The organism is Sorangium sp. So ce176 (assembly GCF_051519835.1).
Lineage (GTDB): Bacteria > Myxococcota_A > Polyangia > Polyangiales > Polyangiaceae > Sorangium > Sorangium cellulosum_G.
Genome location: NZ_CP150371.1, coordinates 4,970,546 through 4,986,946 on the forward strand (window position 1 = coordinate 4,970,546; position 16,401 = coordinate 4,986,946).

A 16,401-nucleotide genomic window follows, 5' to 3' on the forward strand; every position below is an offset into this window, starting at 1 on the left:
GACGCGCGACGCCAGCCACGCGCCGGTCCCCATGAAGGAGAGGAGACACCGAATGAAACCGCTGGAAGGACAGGTCGCCCTCGTCACCGGAGCCACGCGCGGCGCGGGGCGCGCCATCGCCTGCTCGCTCGGCGAGGCCGGCGCGACGGTCTACTGCACCGGACGCAGCGTCCGCGGCCGGCCCGCCACCGGCCAGCGCCCCGAGACCATCGAGGAGACAGCGGAGCGGGTCACCGCGGCCGGCGGACACGGCATCGCCGTGCAGGTCGACCACACAGTCGAGGAGCAGGTCGAGGCGCTCTGCGCGCGGATCCGGCGCGAGCACGGGAAGCTCGACGTCCTGGTCAACGACGTCTGGGGCGGCGACGAGCTCACCGAGTTCGGCCAGCCGTTCTGGAAGCTCTCCATGCCGAAGGGGAAGCTCCTGCTCGAGCGCGCGGTCACCTCGCACATCGTCACGAGCCGCCACGCGGTGCCGCTCCTGATCGAGCGCGACCGGGGGCTCATCGTCGAGGTCACCGACGGCGACAGCTTCGGCTACCGCGGCAACCTCTTCTACGACCTGGCCAAGATGTCGGTCATCCGCCTCGCCTTCGCCATGGCCTGGGAGCTGCGCCGCCACCCCGGCATCACGGCGCTCGCGATCACGCCCGGCTTCCTGCGCTCGGAGGCCATGCTCGACGGCTTCGGCGTCACCGAGGAGAACTGGCGCGACGCGATCGCCAAGGACCCGCACTTCATCGCGTCGGAGACCCCGTTCTACGTGGGCCGCGCCGTCGCGGCGCTCGCCGCCGACCCGAACGTCGCGGCCAAGGCCGGCCGCGTCTTCAGCTCGTGGGACCTCGCCCGCGAGTACGGCTTCACCGACGTCGACGGCCGGCAACCCCACTGGGGAGAGTACTTCGAGAAGACGTTCGGCCCGTACCGGAAGGCCGACGAGGCGGCCTACGCGACATGGCGCGACGGTCCGATGGACCTGGCGGCCCCGGACTGGCCCAGGGAGTGACCGCGCGCGGGCTCAGTGCGCGTACGGCTCGCCCCGCAGCAGCGTCATCGCGCGGTAGAGCTGCTCGATCAGCACGAGCCGCGCGAGGCGGTGCGGGAACGTGAGCGGCGACAGGCTCCACCTGTCGTCCGCGGCGGCGGAGACGTCCGGCGGCAGCCCGTCTGCCCCGCCGATCAGGAACGTGACCACCCCCTTGCCGCGCGAGCCCCACCGCTCGACGCCGGCCGCGAACGCCTCGCTGCCGAGCGCCTTGCCGTTCACCTCCATCGCGATGACGCTCGCCCCCGCCGACGCGCGCGCGATCAGCGGCCCGACCTTCGCCGGCGGGCCGTCCGGGATCTCGATCTCGTCGCACGCCACGTAGCGGCGGATCCGACCGAGGTACTCGTCGATCGCCGCGCGCAGCGGCTTGTCCTTCACGCGCCCGACGGCCGCGACGACGAGACGCACGGCCGCGCTCAGCTCGGGTCGAACCGCGGGGCGGGCTGCGCCCCCGGCGGCGGGCTGTCCTGCGGGACGGGCACGCGGCCCGCGTCGATCCAGAGCCCCTCGATGTCGTACAGGCGGCGCGTCTCCTCCTGGAACACGTGCACCACGACGTCGCCGAAGTCGATCAGCACCCACGTCGCCGCGGCGAGGCCCTCCATGGAGAGCGGCGCGACGTTGTGCTTGCGCGTCGCCTCCTCCAGGCCCGTCGCGATCGCGTGGACGTGCCGGTCGGAGCGGCCCGTCATGATCACCAGGTAGTCGGCGTAGTCGACGCGCCCCACCACCTCCAGGATCTCGACGCCGATCGCCTTCTTGTCGAGCCCCGACGCCGCCAGCGTCAGCGCGAGCTCGCGCGCCGGGGCCGACGCCTCGGGGACCGGCGGCGGCGTGCTGCGGCGCCCGGCCGCGCGCTTCGGGCCGGCGAGCGGCGACTTGGCCCGCGCGGGCGACCGCCCCGCGAGCGGCAGCGCCGCCTTCGCCCCGCCCTCTCCGCCGCCCCGCGCGGGCCGCGGCCCGTCGCCGTCGCCGCGCGCCGGGCGGCGCGCCCTGGTCGCCGGCCGATCCGCCGGGATCGGCCGCGCCGGGCGCTCGATCGGCTCCTCCTCGTCGCCCCCGCCGGCCGCGCGGCGCGCGCGCGCCGCCTTCGTCGCCGCGGGATCGCCCACGCCGGTGTGGGAGGCGCGGATCCGGGGCGACGCCGGCCGCTTCGTCTTCGGCGCGGACGACGCCCGCCCCGCCGCGCCCGCCTTGGCCGTGGCCGCCTTCTTGCGCGCCGGGACGCGGGGCTCCGCGCTCTCGCCCGCCTTCGACCCCGACTTCGATCCCGACTTCGCCCGCGGCTTGCTGCTCCCTGCGCCTGCGTCCTTCTTCGTCGCCAACGTTCTCTCGCTTTCTTGTGCCCGGCCCCTGTCGCCAGGGGCCGCTCGTCTCGCCCGCGTCAGCGGGTCTGGCCCTCGCCGTACGCGATCCACTTGAGCGCGGTCAGGCTCGCGAGCCCCATCGGGCCATAGGCATGGAGCTTCGTCGTGGAGATGCCTATCTCCGCCCCGAGGCCTAGCTCGCCGCCGTCGTTGAACCGGGACGACGCGTTCACGAGCACGCAGCTCGCGTCGACCTCGCGGAGGAAGCGCTGCGCGTGATCGTAGCGCGGCGTGCAGATGACCTCGGTGTGCATCGATCCGTAACGGCCGATGTGCTCGAGCGCCTCGTCGAGCGAGCGCACCACGCGCGCCGCGAGGATCGGCGCGAGGAACTCCCGGCCGTAGTCGTCCTCGGAGGCCCTGCGCGCCGACGGCACGAGCGCGCAGGTGGCCTCGTCGCCGCGCAGCTCGAGGCCGCGCTCCGCGAGGGCGGCGACGCGCCCGAGCAGCGGCGCGGCGACGCTCTCGTGGACGAGCAGGCACTCGAGCGCGTTGCACACGCCGGGGCGCTGGAGCTTGCCGTTCTCGACGAGGCGGAGGGCCATGTCGACGTCGCACCCGGCGTCGGCGTAGAGGTGGTTCACGCCCTTGTAGTGCTGGATCACGGGGACGCGCGCGTTCTCGGCCACAAAGCGGATGAGCCCCTCGCCGCCGCGCGGGATCGCGAGATCGATCATGCCGGTCAGGCCGAGCAGGACGCGCGTGGCCTCGCGATCGAGCGACGGGACCATCTGCACCGCCTCGGGCGGCAGCCCGACCGAGCGCAGGGCGTCCGAGAGCAGCGCGCCGAGCGCCGCGTTCGAGCGCGCCGCCTCCTTGCCGCCCCGGAGGATCGCGGCGTTGCCGCTCTTCAGGCAGAGCACCGCGGCGTCGACCGTCACGTTGGGGCGCGACTCGTAGATCATCGCGATCACGCCGAGCGGGACGCGCACCTGCCCGACGAGCAGCCCGTTCGGCCGCCGCTCCATCCCGATGACCTCGCCGACCGGATCGCCCGCGGCGGCGACGTCGAGCACCGCGCCGGCGATCGCCGTGAGCCGCGCCTCGTCGAGCACGAGCCGGTCGACGAGCGACTCGGAGACGCCCGCGGCGCGCGCCGCGGCCACGTCCTCGGCGTTCGCGGCCAGCACGGCGGAGCGCTTGCCCTCGCCGGCCTCGGCGCGCAGCCGCTCGGCGATGGCGCGCAGCGCGCGGTCCTTCTGAGCCCGGTCCAGGGGTGCGAGGGCCCGGGCAGCCTTCCGGGCGCGCTGACAGAGCGCTCGCAGCGTGCCCTCGAGATCGACGTTGCTCTCTTCCACAGCGGGAACCTAGCTCGCCTCCCTGCGCGGGCCAACCGTTCTCCTGCGCGTCCGTGCTAGCGTACCGGCCGTGTCCGGCGATCTCCGAAGGTCGATCCAGGCGTTCCTCGCCTGCCGCTCCCGCCCGGCCTGCCGCGCGCCGCGCGCCGCGACGGCGCTCGTCGCGGGGGCGATCCTCGCGGCGCTCGCGCCCGCGGCGTGCGGCGGCCTGGACGCGGCCGAGGACGCGCCCGCCCCGCCGAGCACGGGCATCCCGCTCGCGGCGCCGAACGCGCGCGGCGCGCCGCTCGAGACGGCGCCGACGGCACCTTCCATCCCCTCCGCGCCGTTCGGCGATCCGGAGCGGCTCCAGTTCCCGCCCGATCCGTTCGGCCCTCCCGACCTGCCGCCGGCTCCAGATCCTTCCGGGAGCGCCGCGGGGAGCGGGGTCCAGCTATGACACGAGCCCACCACGCCCCGCAGATCGCCGCGATCGCCGCGATCGCCGCCGCGCTCCTCGCCGCGGCGTGCTCGTCCGCCCCGAAGCCGCTCCCGGGCGGCCCTCCGCCCGAGTACGAGCCCCCGCGCGCTTTCGACGGCGGCGCGGCGGGTGAGGGCGCGCCGGCCGCAACGCCGGAGGATCCGGCGGCGGCGCCGGGCGCGCCGCTCCTCGCCCCGTCGCCGGCCACGCCGCCCACGGGCGCGCCGCCGGCGCCCACGCCGCCGCCGCCTCCCATGCAGCCGTGACCCCGGCCAGGCGGGCGGGCGCTCAGGCGCCGCGCCACGCGGACACCGGCGCGCGGGACCTCTTCCTCGTGCCGGATCGGGGCGCCGCTCGCGCCCGCCGCGCCCAGGCCGCACGCGCTCTGCCGCCCCTGGCGGATCCCGCCCCGCCGTGCTAGCGGCAGCCATGCTCTCACCCCGGCGGGACTTCGTCGTCATCCTCGATTTCGGCTCCCAGTACACGCAGCTCATCGCCCGGCGCGTGCGCGAGTCTGGCGTCTACTGCGAGATTCACCGCTTCGACGTGCCCGTCGCCGAGCTGCGCCGGCTCGCCCCGCGGGCGCTCATCCTCTCCGGCGGCCCCGCCAGCGTGTACGGGGAAGGCGCGCCCCACTGCTCGCCCGAGGTGCTGGAGCTCGGCGTCCCGACGCTGGGCATCTGCTACGGCCTCCAGCTCATGGCGCACCACCTCGGCGGCAAGGTCGAGCGCGCGCACACGGGGGGCGAGTACGGCCCCGCCACGGTGCGCATCGAGCGCCCGACCGGCATCTTCTCCCGCCTCGCCGAGGGCGACGCCATCGACGTCTGGATGAGCCACGGCGACCGCCTCGCCGCGCTGCCGGAGGGGTTCGTCGCGCTCGGCACCACGCCCGGCAGCCCGCTCTGCGCCGTCGCCCGCGAGCGCGACAAGCTCTACGGCCTCCAGTTCCACCCCGAGGTCGTCCATACCCCGCGCGGCAAGGAGATCCTCCAGGCGTTCCTCTTCGACGTCGCCGGCCTCTCCCCGACCTGGACGCCCGCGTCGTTCGTGGAGGAGGCGATCGCCGCGGTCCGCGAGAAGGCGGGGCCGCACGACCGCGTCATCCTCGGCCTCTCGGGCGGCGTCGACTCCTCGGTCGCCGCCGTCCTGTGCCAGCGCGCGCTCGGCGACCGCCTGACGTGCATCTTCGTCGACAACGGCCTCCTGCGCGAGGGCGAGGCCGAGGCGGTCGAGCGCACGTTCCGCGACCACTTCCACATGAACCTCGACGCCGTCGACGCGTCGGCGCGGTTCCTCGAGGGGCTGCGCGGCGTCGTGGATCCCGAGCAGAAGCGCAAGGTGATCGGCCGCCTGTTCATCGAGGTGTTCGAGGAGGAGGCGAAGCGGGTCCAGGGCGCGAAGTGGCTCGTCCAGGGCACGCTCTACCCCGACGTCATCGAGAGCGTCTCGTTCAAGGGGCCGAGCGCCGTCATCAAGAGCCACCACAACGTCGGCGGCCTGCCCGAGCGGATGAACCTCGGCCTGATCGAGCCCCTGCGGGAGCTCTTCAAGGACGAGGTGCGGGCCGCCGGCGAGGCGCTCGGCATGCCGCGGGAGATCCTCTACCGCCAGCCGTTCCCCGGCCCCGGGCTCGCGGTGCGGTGCCTCGGTGAGGTGACGCCGGAGAAGCTCCGCGTGCTCCGGGCGGCCGACACGATCTTCGACCAGGAGATCCGCGCCGCCGGGCTGTACGAGTCGCTCTGGCAGAGCTTCTGCGTGCTCCTCCCGGTGCGCTCCGTCGGCGTGATGGGCGACGAGCGCACCTACGACGAGGCGATCGCGCTCCGCGCCGTGCACTCGACCGACGGCATGACCGCCGACTGGGCGCGGCTGCCCTACGACCTCATCGCCCGGGTGAGCTCGCGGATCATCAACGAGGTGCGCGGCGTGAACCGCGTGGTGCTCGACGTGTCCTCGAAGCCGCCCTCGACGATCGAGTGGGAGTGACGATGACCGGCGCGAGCGCGATGAGGACGCGCGCCGCTGCGGCGCTCCTGATGCTCGGGCTCTCGGCGTGCGTCCCGCGCACGCCGGCGACGGTCTCGCTGCGGATGAAGGGGAACGTGCCCGACGCGTCGGTCACCATCGACGACCAGTACATCGGCGCGCTCGCCTTCGTCGCCGCCCGCGGCGTCGCGCTGCCGCCCGGCACGCACCGCATCACGGTCGAGAAGGTCGGCTATTTCGCGTGGGACCGCCTGGTCGAGGCCAGGAGCGGCGACGCGCCGATCCACCTGCAGGTGCAGATGACGCGCGTGCCGGAGTGATGTTCGCGCCGGACGAGCTCCTCCGGTCCTCACGCATCGGCGCCGCCGCTCCGCTGCTCCGCCATCACGCGACCGCAGAAGTCGAAATCATCCTCGATCGCTCTCCGTAATCCATGGTGATGGCGGCCCGCAGCAGCCATCGCGACCTCACCCCTCACCATGGACGGGAGTATGCCGAACCGGAGCAGTCCGAAGGCGCTGACCTGCGCGCCTTCCACCAAGAAAGCAGCCCGGCGCGCCCGCCGGCGCGCCACGCTCGACGTGTGCGGCCCCGGGGGTCGTCGCCCGGGGGGCCGCCTGTTTCACGACCTGTGCGACCTCGCCGATCGCTTCCTGCAACGCCGCGGCGACCCGCGCGCGGCCCAGCTCGGCACCGTGCTGTTCTATGTCGCCTTCCACAGCGCCCGAGCCGCCGAAGACGACGACTTCCGCCTCTCCCTCCGGGCGTCGCTCGACATGCTCGTCGAGCTCGAGCCGATCGAGCGCTGGCTCCCGCCGCCCCCGGCGCTCGATCTGCCCGCGAGCCAGCCCGCGCCGCGCCCCTACCCCATCTACGCCGGCGCCGATCTCCCGGCGGCGCGGGGCGCCGGATGACGCTGTCCCCGCCGCCCTTCTCTCCGGCGCGCCCGTCGTTCGAGACGGTCTACGCGGTCGGCCTGCCGTTCCTCCATCACGCGCTCCGCTGGCTCGGCGTCGCGGCGGACGATCTGGACGACGTGCTCCAGGAGATCTTCCTCGCGGCCTACAGGGGCCTCGGCACCTACGAGCCGTGGCGCTACCACGCGGCCCCTCGGGCCGACCCGTCCGCGGCGGGGCCCCCGCCCCTGCGGATCAAGCCCGAGGCGGCGCTGCACCGGTGGCTCTTCGGCATCGCGTGGCGGAAGACGAGCCACTACCACGCGCGCGCCCACCGGCGCCGCGAGATCCCGTCCGGGGCTGGCGGGGCCTGGCCGTTCGAGGGGCGCGACCCGGCGCCTACGCCGGAGCAATCGCTCGCGAGCGCGGACCGCGCCGAGATCGTGACGGAGCTGCTCCTGAAGGTCGCGCCCGAGCGGCGCGTGATCCTCGTGATGTACGACGTCCTCGGCGTCCCGGTGGCCGACATCGCCAGCGAGCTCCAGCTCAAGGAGAACACGGTCCGCTCCCGCCTGCGCCTCGCCCGCGAGGACTTCCGCGCCGCGGTCGCGCGCCAGTCCCGCGAGCGCCGCAGCGCCCTGCGCGCCCTCCCCGCGCTGGAGCGCTCCCTCGACGCCGCCGCTGCGTCCCTGCTGCGCGCCGCGCGCGCTCTCCCGCCCCTGCCCGCGTCCGACGCATCCCGCGCGCTCTGGCTCCGCCTCCAGGAGCGGATGCTCGACGACGACAACGACAAAAGCAAAGCGGACGGCCCCACTGGTAGCTTGACGCCCCCGTACGTTTGTGTAGTCTCCGCCGCCCCCGCAGAGAAAGTCCTACGATCATGGCCAATACCCCGAAGTGGAATGTCCGTCTGCGTCACGAATGGCTCGCCACCCCGCTCAAGAAGAAGCGCCTGAAGCGCTGCCAGAAGGCGCGGATCGGCCTGCTCGATGCGGAGCAGCGCAAGGCGGCGAAGCAGAAGCCCGCCCAGGCTGAGCAGCCCACGGGCTGACCCGCCGACCGCCGTGCGGCGATGGCCGGACCGGCCGCGCGAAGACCTCGACGTCGCGTGCCGATCCAGGTCCGGCAAGGTCGGCGTCCTCGCGCGGCGCGATCCGTGGTAGCGTCGCCTCGCGGTGTTCGCCTGCGGTTCGGCGACGGATCGTCGGTCCCCGCCTCCAGCGCGGGCCGACCATGAATTCATGGGAGCGAGGCCCTGAGCGTGTCGGATTCGAGCTTTTCGCCCGGTCGCTCGGGCAGCCCTGCCGTACCCTCGTCCGGTCCTACGAGCGGCACGCCCTCCAACGTGCCTGAGGAGGGCGACGGACCGACCCGCGTCATGAGCGACACGGAGCGGCAGGCCGCTCTGGCCGCCGTGCGTGGAGCGCTGGCCCAGGCCACGGCCACGCCCATCGCGCCCGCCGCGTCCACGACGGCGGAGACGGTCCGCCCGCCTCCTCCCCCCGGCGCCGGGAGCACGGCGGCGCCCGACATGGCGCCCGAGACGGTCCGCCCGCCCGCGGTCCCCACCGGGCTCCGGGCGTCAGCGCATTACGCGACGGCCGACACGGTCCGTCCACCCGCGCCTCCCCCGGGGAGCGCGCCGGGCGAGCGGCCCTCCGAGGCGGACCCGCTCGTCGGCACCACGGTGGCGGGCGCGTACCTCATCACCCGCCTCCTCGGAGAGGGCGGCATGGGCCGCGTCTACGAGACGCACCACACCCGCATCCCGGGCAAGCGGTTCGCGCTGAAGACGCTCCACCCCGAGCTCTCCCAGCAGCCCACCGTGCTCGCGCGGTTCCAGCGCGAGGCGGAGGCGGCGGCGTCGATCAAGAGCCCGCACGTCGTCGAGATCTACGACGTGAGCCGCCTGAACGACGGCCGCCCGTGCATCATCGCCGAGTACCTGGACGGCCAGGGGCTCGGCGAGCTCCTCGCGGCGTCCGGAGGACGGCTGCCGGTCGGCACGGCGGTGCGGATCGTGCGCGAGGTCTGCGACGGCATCGCGGCCGCGCACGCCGCCGGGATCGTGCACCGGGACATCAAGCCGGAGAACATCTTCCTCGCGGGCGACCCGGCGTGCCCGACAGTGAAGATCCTCGATTTCGGCATCTCGAAGACCTCGGAGCCGTCGGCGCTCACGAGGACCGGCATGGTCCTCGGAACGCCGGCCTACATGGCCCCGGAGCAGGCGAAGGGCGAGGACATCGATCTCCGGGCCGACGTCTACGCCGTCGGCGCCGTCCTCTACCACGCGCTCACCGGGCAGCGCCCCTTCGAGCGCAGCGACCCGACGGCGATGCTCCTCGCTGTCATGACGGAGGAGCCGCCGGCGCCGCGCTCGCTGAACCCGGAGATCCCGCCGGCGCTGGAGCTCGTCGTCCAGCGCGCCATGGCGAAGGACAGGGAGGGCCGCCACGCCTCGATGAGCGAGCTCGCCAGCGATCTCGCGCCGTACGAGGAGGCCGTCGCGCCCGGGCAGATGCCGTTGAGCACGCGCTCGTCCGTCGTGATCGGGCGGCCCTATGCGCTCTCGCAGGCCTTCGGCCTGCCCGCCTCGCACGCGTCCGAGGCGTACCTGACGCGGCAGATGGTGTTCCTCTCGGCGAGCCTCGGCCTGGGATGGCTCGGCGCCGGCCTCGTCAGCAGCCTCGCCGGCCTCGCGCGCGCGGTGCGCGGCGACGCCGCGGCGCTGTCGGGCCAGGGCGCCGCGCTGCTCACGTTCGGGATCCTGTGCGCCGTTTTCGGCGTCGGGTTGCTCGGCGGCTTCTACGTCTTCCGCCACATCTGGCGGGACGACGTCCGGCTGAACACGCTCGCGCCGCGGCTCACGACGCCCGTCGTGCTCGCCCTCGTCGCCTACGGCGCCGCGTCGCTGCTCGTGCGGCTGCTCGAGGCGGTGTTCCTGCAGCGGGCGGTCGGCGTCGCCTGGCCGGTCTGGGACGCGCTGCTCTTCCTGATCAGCGTGGGCGCCGCGCTCGCGGCCGCCGTGTTCCAGTGGCGGGAACAGCGTCGATGAGCCCGCTGTGGCCGGGTCGCGCGACGCCGGCCATGGGCCGCGGCGCGCGCCCGTGTTAGGGGAGCAGACCATGCCAGCGCAGGCATCTGGAACGGGCGCCAGCCGGGCCAGCTCCCCCGACAGACAGGGCTCGCTCCCCGGGACAGGCAGCGTGCTCGCCACGAGCGTGACCGCCGCGGCCCCGCGCGCGTCCATGCTGACGCAGGCGCCGGTCGCGGCGCGGTGGATGGTCATCGGCGCGGCCGCCGCCGGGGTCCTCGTGGGCGCCGCCGCCCTGCTGCGCGACGAGGCCGCGCTCGACCGGATCGAGGCGGCCGCGAGCGCCGAACGCGCGCCGCCGGAGGGCTCCGCGCCGCGGCGCCCGGTCGTGCCGCGCCCGAGCAACGCCGTCCCGGCCGACGAGCTCGCCGCGGCGAACGCGGGCGGCGTGCTCGCGCTGGAGGCGCTCGCCGCGCGTTACCCCAAGGACCCGGCGATCTTCCGGGCCGTCATGCTGCGGCACGCGCTCCCGCCGCCCTACCACGCCGCCTCGCTCGCCGCGGCGAAGCGGCTCCTCGAGCTCGATCCGGGGGCGGCCGCCGACGACGACGTGAAGCGCGTCGTCTCGAGCGCCGCCGCAGGGCCTCCCGAGGCAGCGGCGGCCGCCCTCGACCTCATGGCGGGCGCCATGGGGAGCCAGGGGGCCGACCTCCTCTACGACGTCTCGGTGGGCAGCTCCGCCATGAAGGATCGCGCCGCCCGGCGGCTCGCGGAGGCCGCGGTCCTGGAGCGGGCGACGCCCGCGCTGCGCATCGCGCACGAGCTGCGCGCCGCCCCTTCCTGCAAGGCGCGGCAGCCGCTGCTCGCGCGCGCGACGGCCGACGGCGATCGCCGCGCGATCGACGTCCTCGCGCCGCTCATCGCCAGCAAGAGCAAGGGATGCGGCTTCCTCGGGATGAGCCGCTGCGCGGCGCCGTGCGCCTCGATCGCGGGCGAGATCAAGGCGGCAATCCAGGCGATCGAGGCGCGCATCGGGCCATCGCCCGGGGCGGCCCCGGCGCCCGGGGGTCGGTGATCGCGCCCGCGAGCCGACGCCGTTGACCGAGGGTTGCGCGGGTGGGAGCCTTGCCATATCAGGGCTCAACTCATGTCCGTTCCTGCTCAATCCTGGTCGCCTGATTCATGGCGTGAACGTCCCAACGCGGCGCCGCCTCCCTACGACGACGCCGCGGCCGTCGTCGCGGCCGTCGAGAAGCTCCGCGCGCTGCCGCCGCTCGTGACCTCGTGGGAGGTCGAGCGGCTCAAAGGCCATCTGGCCCAGGCGCAGATCGGCCGGAGGTTCGTGCTGCAGGGGGGCGACTGCGCGGAGACGCTCGACGACTGCCGCCCGAACATCGTCACGAACAAGCTCAAGATTCTCCTGCAGATGTCGCTCGTGCTGGTGCACGGCGCCCGGCAGCCGGTGGTGCGCCTCGGGCGCTTTGCGGGCCAGTACGCCAAGCCGCGCTCGAGCCCTGTCGAGACGCGCGACGGCGTGAGCCTGCCGAGCTATTTCGGGGATCTCATCAACCGGGCTCCCTTCGAGGCCGCCGCCCGCCGCCCCGATCCGAACCTGATGGTGACGGGCTACCAGCACGCGGCGCTCACCTTGAACTTCATCCGTTCGCTGTCGGAGGGCGGCTTCGCCGATCTGCACCACCCGGAATACTGGGACCTGAGCTTCCTCGAGCGGGCGGATCTGCCCGGCGAGCTGCGCGAGCGGTACCAGCGGATGACCGACCAGGTCGGGGAGGCCCTCCGGTTCATGGAGGCGCTCGCCGAGGTCCCTGTCGGGGAGCTGTCGCGGGTCGAGTTCTTCACGAGCCACGAGGGGCTCAACCTGCATTACGAGTCCGCGCAGACCCGGAAGGTCGCGCGCCGCCCCGGCTACTACGACCTGACGACCCACCTTCCCTGGATCGGCGAGCGCACGCGGCAGCCCGACGGCGCGCACGTCGAGTTCTTCAGCGGGGTGCAGAACCCGCTCGGCATCAAGCTCGGCCCGAAGACGCTCCCCGGCGAGGTGATCCGCCTCCTCGACCGGCTGAACCCGGCGGACGAGCCGGGCAAGATCGTGCTCATCGTGCGCATGGGCGCCGCCCGCGTGCGCGACGGGCTCCCGCCGCTCATCGAGGCGGTGCGGGCGGCGGGGCGCAAGGTGCTCTGGATGTGCGACCCGATGCACGGCAACACCCAGACGACGTCCGGCGGGATCAAGACACGGAATTTCGAGGACATCCTCACCGAGATCGAGGCCAGCTTCGAGGCGCACGAGTCGCTCGGATCCCACCTCGGCGGCGTCCATTTCGAGCTCACCGGCGAGGATGTCACCGAGTGCATCGGGGCCGGTCTCACCGAGTCCGATCTCGACCGCCGCTACGCGAGCCTGTGCGATCCGAGGCTCAACTACCGCCAGTCGCTCGAGATGGCCTTCCGCATCGCCCACCGCATGGCGGAGTCCTCCCGACGCCTCAGGGGCTGACCACCCGGGCGCCCATGGCGGCGGCCCCTCGAAGCCCCGAGACCCCCCCGGTGAGCGCAGACAGCAGAGAGCTCTCTCCCTGATGTCCTCTGTGCCCTCCGTGCCTCTGTGGCTCCCGTTCTTTTTCTCTCATCGTCATCGCGAGTTTCCACGAAGTCATCGCGTCGTTCTCGCGTCCTTTCAGCTCACCTGACATTCCAGGCGCTCTCCCGCCCTCGCGATCCAGAAGCAGGAGACGCCCGGTGGCGATCCGTCGCGCCTGTCCCAAGGAATCTCCGCGGGGGGTAGTTCGCCATGCAGAACATCTCGACACAACAGGGTGAGAGCCGGCAGGGAGAGGGACAGGCCACGACGGAGGTCTCGTCCGAGGGACAGCAGCGCACAGCGGCTGGCCCCACGCTGCTCGAGTCGTTCCTGCCGGAGGCCGACATCGTCGTGAACCAGGAGATCGTGGTGATGGCGCCTCCGGAGGTGACCTACGCCGCGCTGCGGAGGGTGGATTTCGCGAAGAGCCGCTCTCTGGTGCTCCGCGCGTTCCTCGCGCTCCGGGTGGCCGACGTGCGGCGCGCCCGGCGCCGGCTCGGCCTCGCGCCGCTGCCCGCGCCCGCGCGGGTCTCGCTCCAGAACGTCCAGGACTACGGCCAGGTCAAGCTGGCCGAGAAGGAGGGCTCCGAGATCGCCGTCGGCGCGATCGCGCGGCCGATGCGCACGGAGAGCCTGTTCTCGGGGCGGACCGCCGCCGAGTTCAAGGCGTTCGACTGCCCCGGGCACATCAAGGCGGCCGCGGGCTTCGTCGTGACGCCTTACGGGCAGCGCCGCACGCTGCTCTCGTACGAGGCGCGGATCCGCGCGACCGACACGCGGACGCGGCGGCAGCTCTTCTTCTGGGACGCGCTGACGGCGCCCCTGATGCAGCTCGTCACGAGCCGGATGCTCCGCTACGTGGCGACCGTCGCCGAGCGCCAGTGCGCCGCGCACGCGCATTCCTGCCGCCAGGCGACGTGACGCCGCGCTCACCGGCCGGAGCCGGCGCCCGACGCGCACGTGGGGCCTGCAAGGACCTCGGCGCGGTCACGCGGGCGCGACGCGAGCTCGTGCGCGTCGTCCCGCCGGCTCCGACCGGTGCTCGTCTACAAGGCGCCCTGAGCGCGCCCATCACGGCCGGTCGAGGGTGACGACGGGCGACGTCCAGGTGTCCCAGTGCGCCTCGTTGCCCGGGTCGCCGAGCGCCCTGAGCGCGCGCAGCTTGATCAGGTAATCGCCGTCCGGCACGACGACGGACCGACCGTCGAGCCTCGTCGTGCCCTTCCACGCGTACCGCGTGACCGCCGTCGCCGACGAGCTCTGGCCGACGTGGGAGAGCGACAGCGCGCGCCCCCACGGCTTGCCCGTGGCGGCCTCGACGACGTCCAGGGTCAGGCGCTCCGCGCCGTGGTCGAGGTGCACCATCACCAGCGGGACGTCGCCCGACGCCAGCGTGTAGGTCGCGCCGCCCGGCTGGGGGGTCACGCGCGTCCCGTTCACCTTGCCGAGCCACGGCGCCCCGTGCCCCGACGGCTTCAGGACGGGCACGCGCTGGTAGTCGCCCTTGAAGCCCGCGTACGGCACCCGCAGCGCGCCGCCGGCCGCGCCGCCGCGCGGCGTGAACACGAGGTAGCCGCCGAACAGGCCGCCGTCCGCGAGCGCGTCGTTCGCCCGGATGGTGACCGAGACTGTCGCGCTCCCGAGCGAGGGCACGGTGACGCTCGGGGCGCTGAAGTCGACCCGCGCGGCGCCGGTCGCTCCGCTCGTCGGGGCCCAGTGGTCGTCGCCCGTCGCGCACGCCGCGGGCGCGTGCGACAGGTCGTAGGTGACGTCGTGCGCGCCCACGTTCTCGATCGTCAGCGTGCGCGCGACAGGGCCTCCCTCGCTCTCGCCGAGCGCGAGCTTGCCGGGGCTGATCAGCGTGGTCGCGCGGATCGACCGGTCGACGCGGATCATCCCGGCCCCCTGCCGGTGCGCGCTCTCCGGCACCCCGGCGCCCGGATCGCCGCTCCACGGCGCCGGGATCGCGCTGTTCTGCAGCACGTCGCGCACGCGCTCCGGGGAGAGCTCCGGGCGCGCGCCGAGCAGGAGCGCGACGGCGCCGGCCACGTGGGGCGCCGCCATCGACGTGCCGCTCAGCGAGTCGTAGGCGCCTTGCTCGACCGGGATCGTCGAGTAGATCGAGCCGCCGGGCGCGGCGAGGTCCGGCTTGAACGAGAGCGCCGCGCTCAGGCCGTACGAGCTGAAGCCCGAGATCTGGCCCGCGGTGCCGTTCTGCGCGGCCACGGCCCGGTCGGTCCAGGTGTGGGCCACGGGCCCCGCGTCGAGGCGCGCGTTGAGGAGCTCGCCGTCCGCCTGCGCGATCCCCACGACCGGGATGGTGATCCGGTCGCGCCCCACGACCGAAGGGTTCATCGCCCCGGCCCGATCGTTGTAGATCACCACGCCGACCGCGCCCGCTGCCTGCGCGTGCGCGGCCTTCTCGGGGAACGGGCAGCCGCCGCGCCGGACGAGCGCGATCTTGCCCGCGAGGCTGCCCGCCGGGAGCTGCGCGCAGCCGTCGCGCGCGCTGGTCAGCGTCCCGGTGCGCGCCAGGGGGGCGCTCCCCGAGAGCGGCGCGGGCGGGCTGCCGACCGCGCGGGTATAGCCGATCGCGACGTCGCCCGGCGCCGCGGTGAACGACAGGCGGGTGACGCGCGCGCTGTCGATCGACGCGGCGCCGATGACCGCCTCGCCCACGCCGGGCGCGCCCGCGGCCCAGAGGCCCTTCTCGCCGCTGTTGCCGATCGAGGCGACGACGACGACGCCCCGCGCGACGAGCGCGCTCGCGGCGGCCGCGGTCGGGTAGTCCGGCCACTGGAACGGCGTGCCGATGCTGATGTTGACGACGTCCATGCCGTCGTCGGCGGCGCGCTCCATGGCCTTGAGGATGATGTCCGCGCGCGAGCCGCCGCGGCAGCCGAACACGCGGTAGGCGCCGAAGGTCACGTCCGGCGCCACGCCCTGCACGATCCCGTTCGCCCCGATGATGCCGGCGACGTGCGTGCCGTGGCCCAGGCAATCGTCGGGGTCGTCGTCGGGGGCGGGCTGCCGGTTCGCGTCGCCGGAGGCGAAGTCGTCGCCGACGAAGTCGTGGCCGAACGCCACGCGGCATCCCGGGCCGAAGCAGCCGCCGAGATCGGGGTGATGGTAGTCGACGCCGCTGTCGATCACGCCGACGCGGATGTCGTCGCCGCTCACGCCGAGGTCCCGGCGCACGACGTCCGCGCCCGACATCTCGCCTGCGACGGCGAGGTCCGGCTCGACGGTCGGCGCGGCGCGGACGACGTCGAGGTCGACCTGCACGACCGGATAGACCGCCTTGACCCCGGGCATGTCGGCGAGCACCTCGGCGCCCTCGCGCGCGACGCGGACGGAGAGTCCATTCCATAGACGCTCGAACGAGAACCGTTGTTTGTACCGGAGCCCGCGCTCCTCGGCCGTCCGCCGGAACCGCTCGCGGTCCTCTTCGGAGAGGCCTTTGACGCGCGCGCGCCCGCCGCCGCTCACGGCCGGCGCGCGCTCGAACTCCACGAACCAGAGCTCCGTCGGCTCATCCGGCGCGAACGTCGCTTCGCCGGGCGCCGGGACGCCCGCAGGCGCAGCGTCCTGGCCCGCTTCTTTGTCTCCAGGCTCTCCGCTGCACCCCGGAACAGCGATGTAGAGAGAGGCCAGGCAAAACCAGCGCACACGATGTCTCATGAGGCCCTTCCCGCGCGTGC

At 74.0% G+C, this 16,401-nt stretch carries 15 protein-coding genes; 11 read left to right on the top strand and 4 right to left on the bottom strand.

The features are described 5' to 3' along the window. Positions 1-52: 52 nt before the first annotated feature. The gene (locus WMF42_RS18465; protein ID WP_061612169.1) at positions 53-1,006 is read left to right on the top strand and encodes an SDR family oxidoreductase; all 954 of its coding nucleotides are present in this window, start codon (positions 53-55) and stop codon (positions 1,004-1,006) included. Positions 1,007-1,018: 12 nt separating this feature from the next. Here the strand turns inward: WMF42_RS18465 and WMF42_RS18470 are convergent, their stop codons facing one another. The 3 genes from WMF42_RS18470 to WMF42_RS18480 are packed head-to-tail and all read right to left on the bottom strand — an operon-like array spanning position 1,019 to position 3,713. Then, positions 1,019-1,456 carry a 23S rRNA (pseudouridine(1915)-N(3))-methyltransferase RlmH gene (locus WMF42_RS18470; protein ID WP_061612168.1) on the bottom strand — a complete coding sequence of 146 codons (438 nt, stop codon included), beginning with the start codon at positions 1,454-1,456 and terminating at the stop codon, positions 1,019-1,021. An 8-nt stretch (positions 1,457-1,464) separates the two neighbouring features. Next, entirely contained in the window at positions 1,465-2,373 is a 909-nt protein-coding gene (gene rsfS, locus WMF42_RS18475) for a ribosome silencing factor (RefSeq protein WP_437693376.1), read from the bottom strand. 59 nt (positions 2,374-2,432) lie between these two features. After that, positions 2,433-3,713 (bottom strand): glutamate-5-semialdehyde dehydrogenase, encoded by a 1,281-nt coding sequence (locus WMF42_RS18480; protein ID WP_061607820.1) that lies wholly within the window; start codon positions 3,711-3,713, stop codon positions 2,433-2,435. A gap of 70 nt (positions 3,714-3,783) precedes the next feature. Here WMF42_RS18480 and WMF42_RS18485 point away from each other — a divergent pair, with 70 nt between their 5' ends. The 10 genes from WMF42_RS18485 to WMF42_RS18530 all read left to right on the top strand — a co-directional run bounded on the left by WMF42_RS18485 (position 3,784) and on the right by WMF42_RS18530 (position 13,621). Beyond that, complete coding sequence (locus WMF42_RS18485) at positions 3,784-4,152, top strand: hypothetical protein (protein ID WP_437693377.1); 369 nt, start codon at positions 3,784-3,786, stop codon at positions 4,150-4,152. After that, positions 4,149-4,439: a hypothetical protein gene (locus tag WMF42_RS18490; protein ID WP_437693378.1), complete on the top strand. Its 291-nt coding sequence runs from the start codon at positions 4,149-4,151 to the stop codon at positions 4,437-4,439. The genes WMF42_RS18485 and WMF42_RS18490 overlap by 4 nt, the downstream gene beginning before the upstream one ends. A 163-nt stretch (positions 4,440-4,602) precedes the next feature. Continuing rightward, positions 4,603-6,162, top strand: a complete 1,560-nt coding sequence (guaA, locus tag WMF42_RS18495; RefSeq protein ID WP_061611774.1) for a glutamine-hydrolyzing GMP synthase — start codon at positions 4,603-4,605, stop codon at positions 6,160-6,162. A gap of 2 nt (positions 6,163-6,164) precedes the next feature. Next, positions 6,165-6,482: a PEGA domain-containing protein gene (locus tag WMF42_RS18500; protein WP_081426918.1), complete on the top strand. Its 318-nt coding sequence runs from the start codon at positions 6,165-6,167 to the stop codon at positions 6,480-6,482. Between the two features lie 159 nt (positions 6,483-6,641). Further along, positions 6,642-7,076 (top strand): hypothetical protein, encoded by a 435-nt coding sequence (locus WMF42_RS18505; RefSeq protein WP_437693379.1) that lies wholly within the window; start codon positions 6,642-6,644, stop codon positions 7,074-7,076. Then, positions 7,073-8,014: an RNA polymerase sigma factor gene (locus tag WMF42_RS18510; RefSeq protein WP_437693380.1), complete on the top strand. Its 942-nt coding sequence runs from the start codon at positions 7,073-7,075 to the stop codon at positions 8,012-8,014. The genes WMF42_RS18505 and WMF42_RS18510 overlap by 4 nt, the downstream gene beginning before the upstream one ends. A gap of 422 nt (positions 8,015-8,436) precedes the next feature. After that, positions 8,437-10,116: a serine/threonine-protein kinase gene (locus tag WMF42_RS18515; protein WP_437693381.1), complete on the top strand. Its 1,680-nt coding sequence runs from the start codon at positions 8,437-8,439 to the stop codon at positions 10,114-10,116. 70 nt (positions 10,117-10,186) lie between these two features. After that, positions 10,187-11,170, top strand: coding sequence for a hypothetical protein (locus WMF42_RS18520; protein WP_437693382.1), 984 nt, complete (start codon positions 10,187-10,189; stop codon positions 11,168-11,170). A 72-nt stretch (positions 11,171-11,242) separates the two neighbouring features. Next, positions 11,243-12,616, top strand: coding sequence for a 3-deoxy-7-phosphoheptulonate synthase class II (locus WMF42_RS18525; protein ID WP_437693383.1), 1,374 nt, complete (start codon positions 11,243-11,245; stop codon positions 12,614-12,616). 294 nt (positions 12,617-12,910) lie between these two features. Beyond that, entirely contained in the window at positions 12,911-13,621 is a 711-nt protein-coding gene (locus tag WMF42_RS18530; RefSeq protein ID WP_061610031.1) for a hypothetical protein, read from the top strand. Positions 13,622-13,771: 150 nt separating this feature from the next. Here WMF42_RS18530 and WMF42_RS18535 read toward each other — a convergent pair whose 3' ends face one another. Continuing rightward, complete coding sequence (locus tag WMF42_RS18535) at positions 13,772-16,381, bottom strand: S8 family serine peptidase (protein ID WP_437693384.1); 2,610 nt, start codon at positions 16,379-16,381, stop codon at positions 13,772-13,774. Positions 16,382-16,401 lie beyond the last annotated feature (20 nt).

Coding starts and splice junctions, on each gene's coding strand:
- WMF42_RS18465 (WP_061612169.1), top strand. CDS start 53: ATGAAACCGCTGGAAGGACAGGTCGCCCTCGTCACCGGAGCCACGCGC.
- WMF42_RS18490 (WP_437693378.1), top strand. CDS start 4,149: ATGACACGAGCCCACCACGCCCCGCAGATCGCCGCGATCGCCGCGATC.
- guaA (WP_061611774.1), top strand. CDS start 4,603: ATGCTCTCACCCCGGCGGGACTTCGTCGTCATCCTCGATTTCGGCTCC.
- WMF42_RS18500 (WP_081426918.1), top strand. CDS start 6,165: ATGACCGGCGCGAGCGCGATGAGGACGCGCGCCGCTGCGGCGCTCCTG.
- WMF42_RS18505 (WP_437693379.1), top strand. CDS start 6,642: ATGGACGGGAGTATGCCGAACCGGAGCAGTCCGAAGGCGCTGACCTGC.
- WMF42_RS18510 (WP_437693380.1), top strand. CDS start 7,073: ATGACGCTGTCCCCGCCGCCCTTCTCTCCGGCGCGCCCGTCGTTCGAG.
- WMF42_RS18515 (WP_437693381.1), top strand. CDS start 8,437: ATGAGCGACACGGAGCGGCAGGCCGCTCTGGCCGCCGTGCGTGGAGCG.
- WMF42_RS18520 (WP_437693382.1), top strand. CDS start 10,187: ATGCCAGCGCAGGCATCTGGAACGGGCGCCAGCCGGGCCAGCTCCCCC.
- WMF42_RS18525 (WP_437693383.1), top strand. CDS start 11,243: ATGTCCGTTCCTGCTCAATCCTGGTCGCCTGATTCATGGCGTGAACGT.
- WMF42_RS18530 (WP_061610031.1), top strand. CDS start 12,911: ATGCAGAACATCTCGACACAACAGGGTGAGAGCCGGCAGGGAGAGGGA.
- WMF42_RS18535 (WP_437693384.1), bottom strand. CDS start 16,381: ATGAGACATCGTGTGCGCTGGTTTTGCCTGGCCTCTCTCTACATCGCT.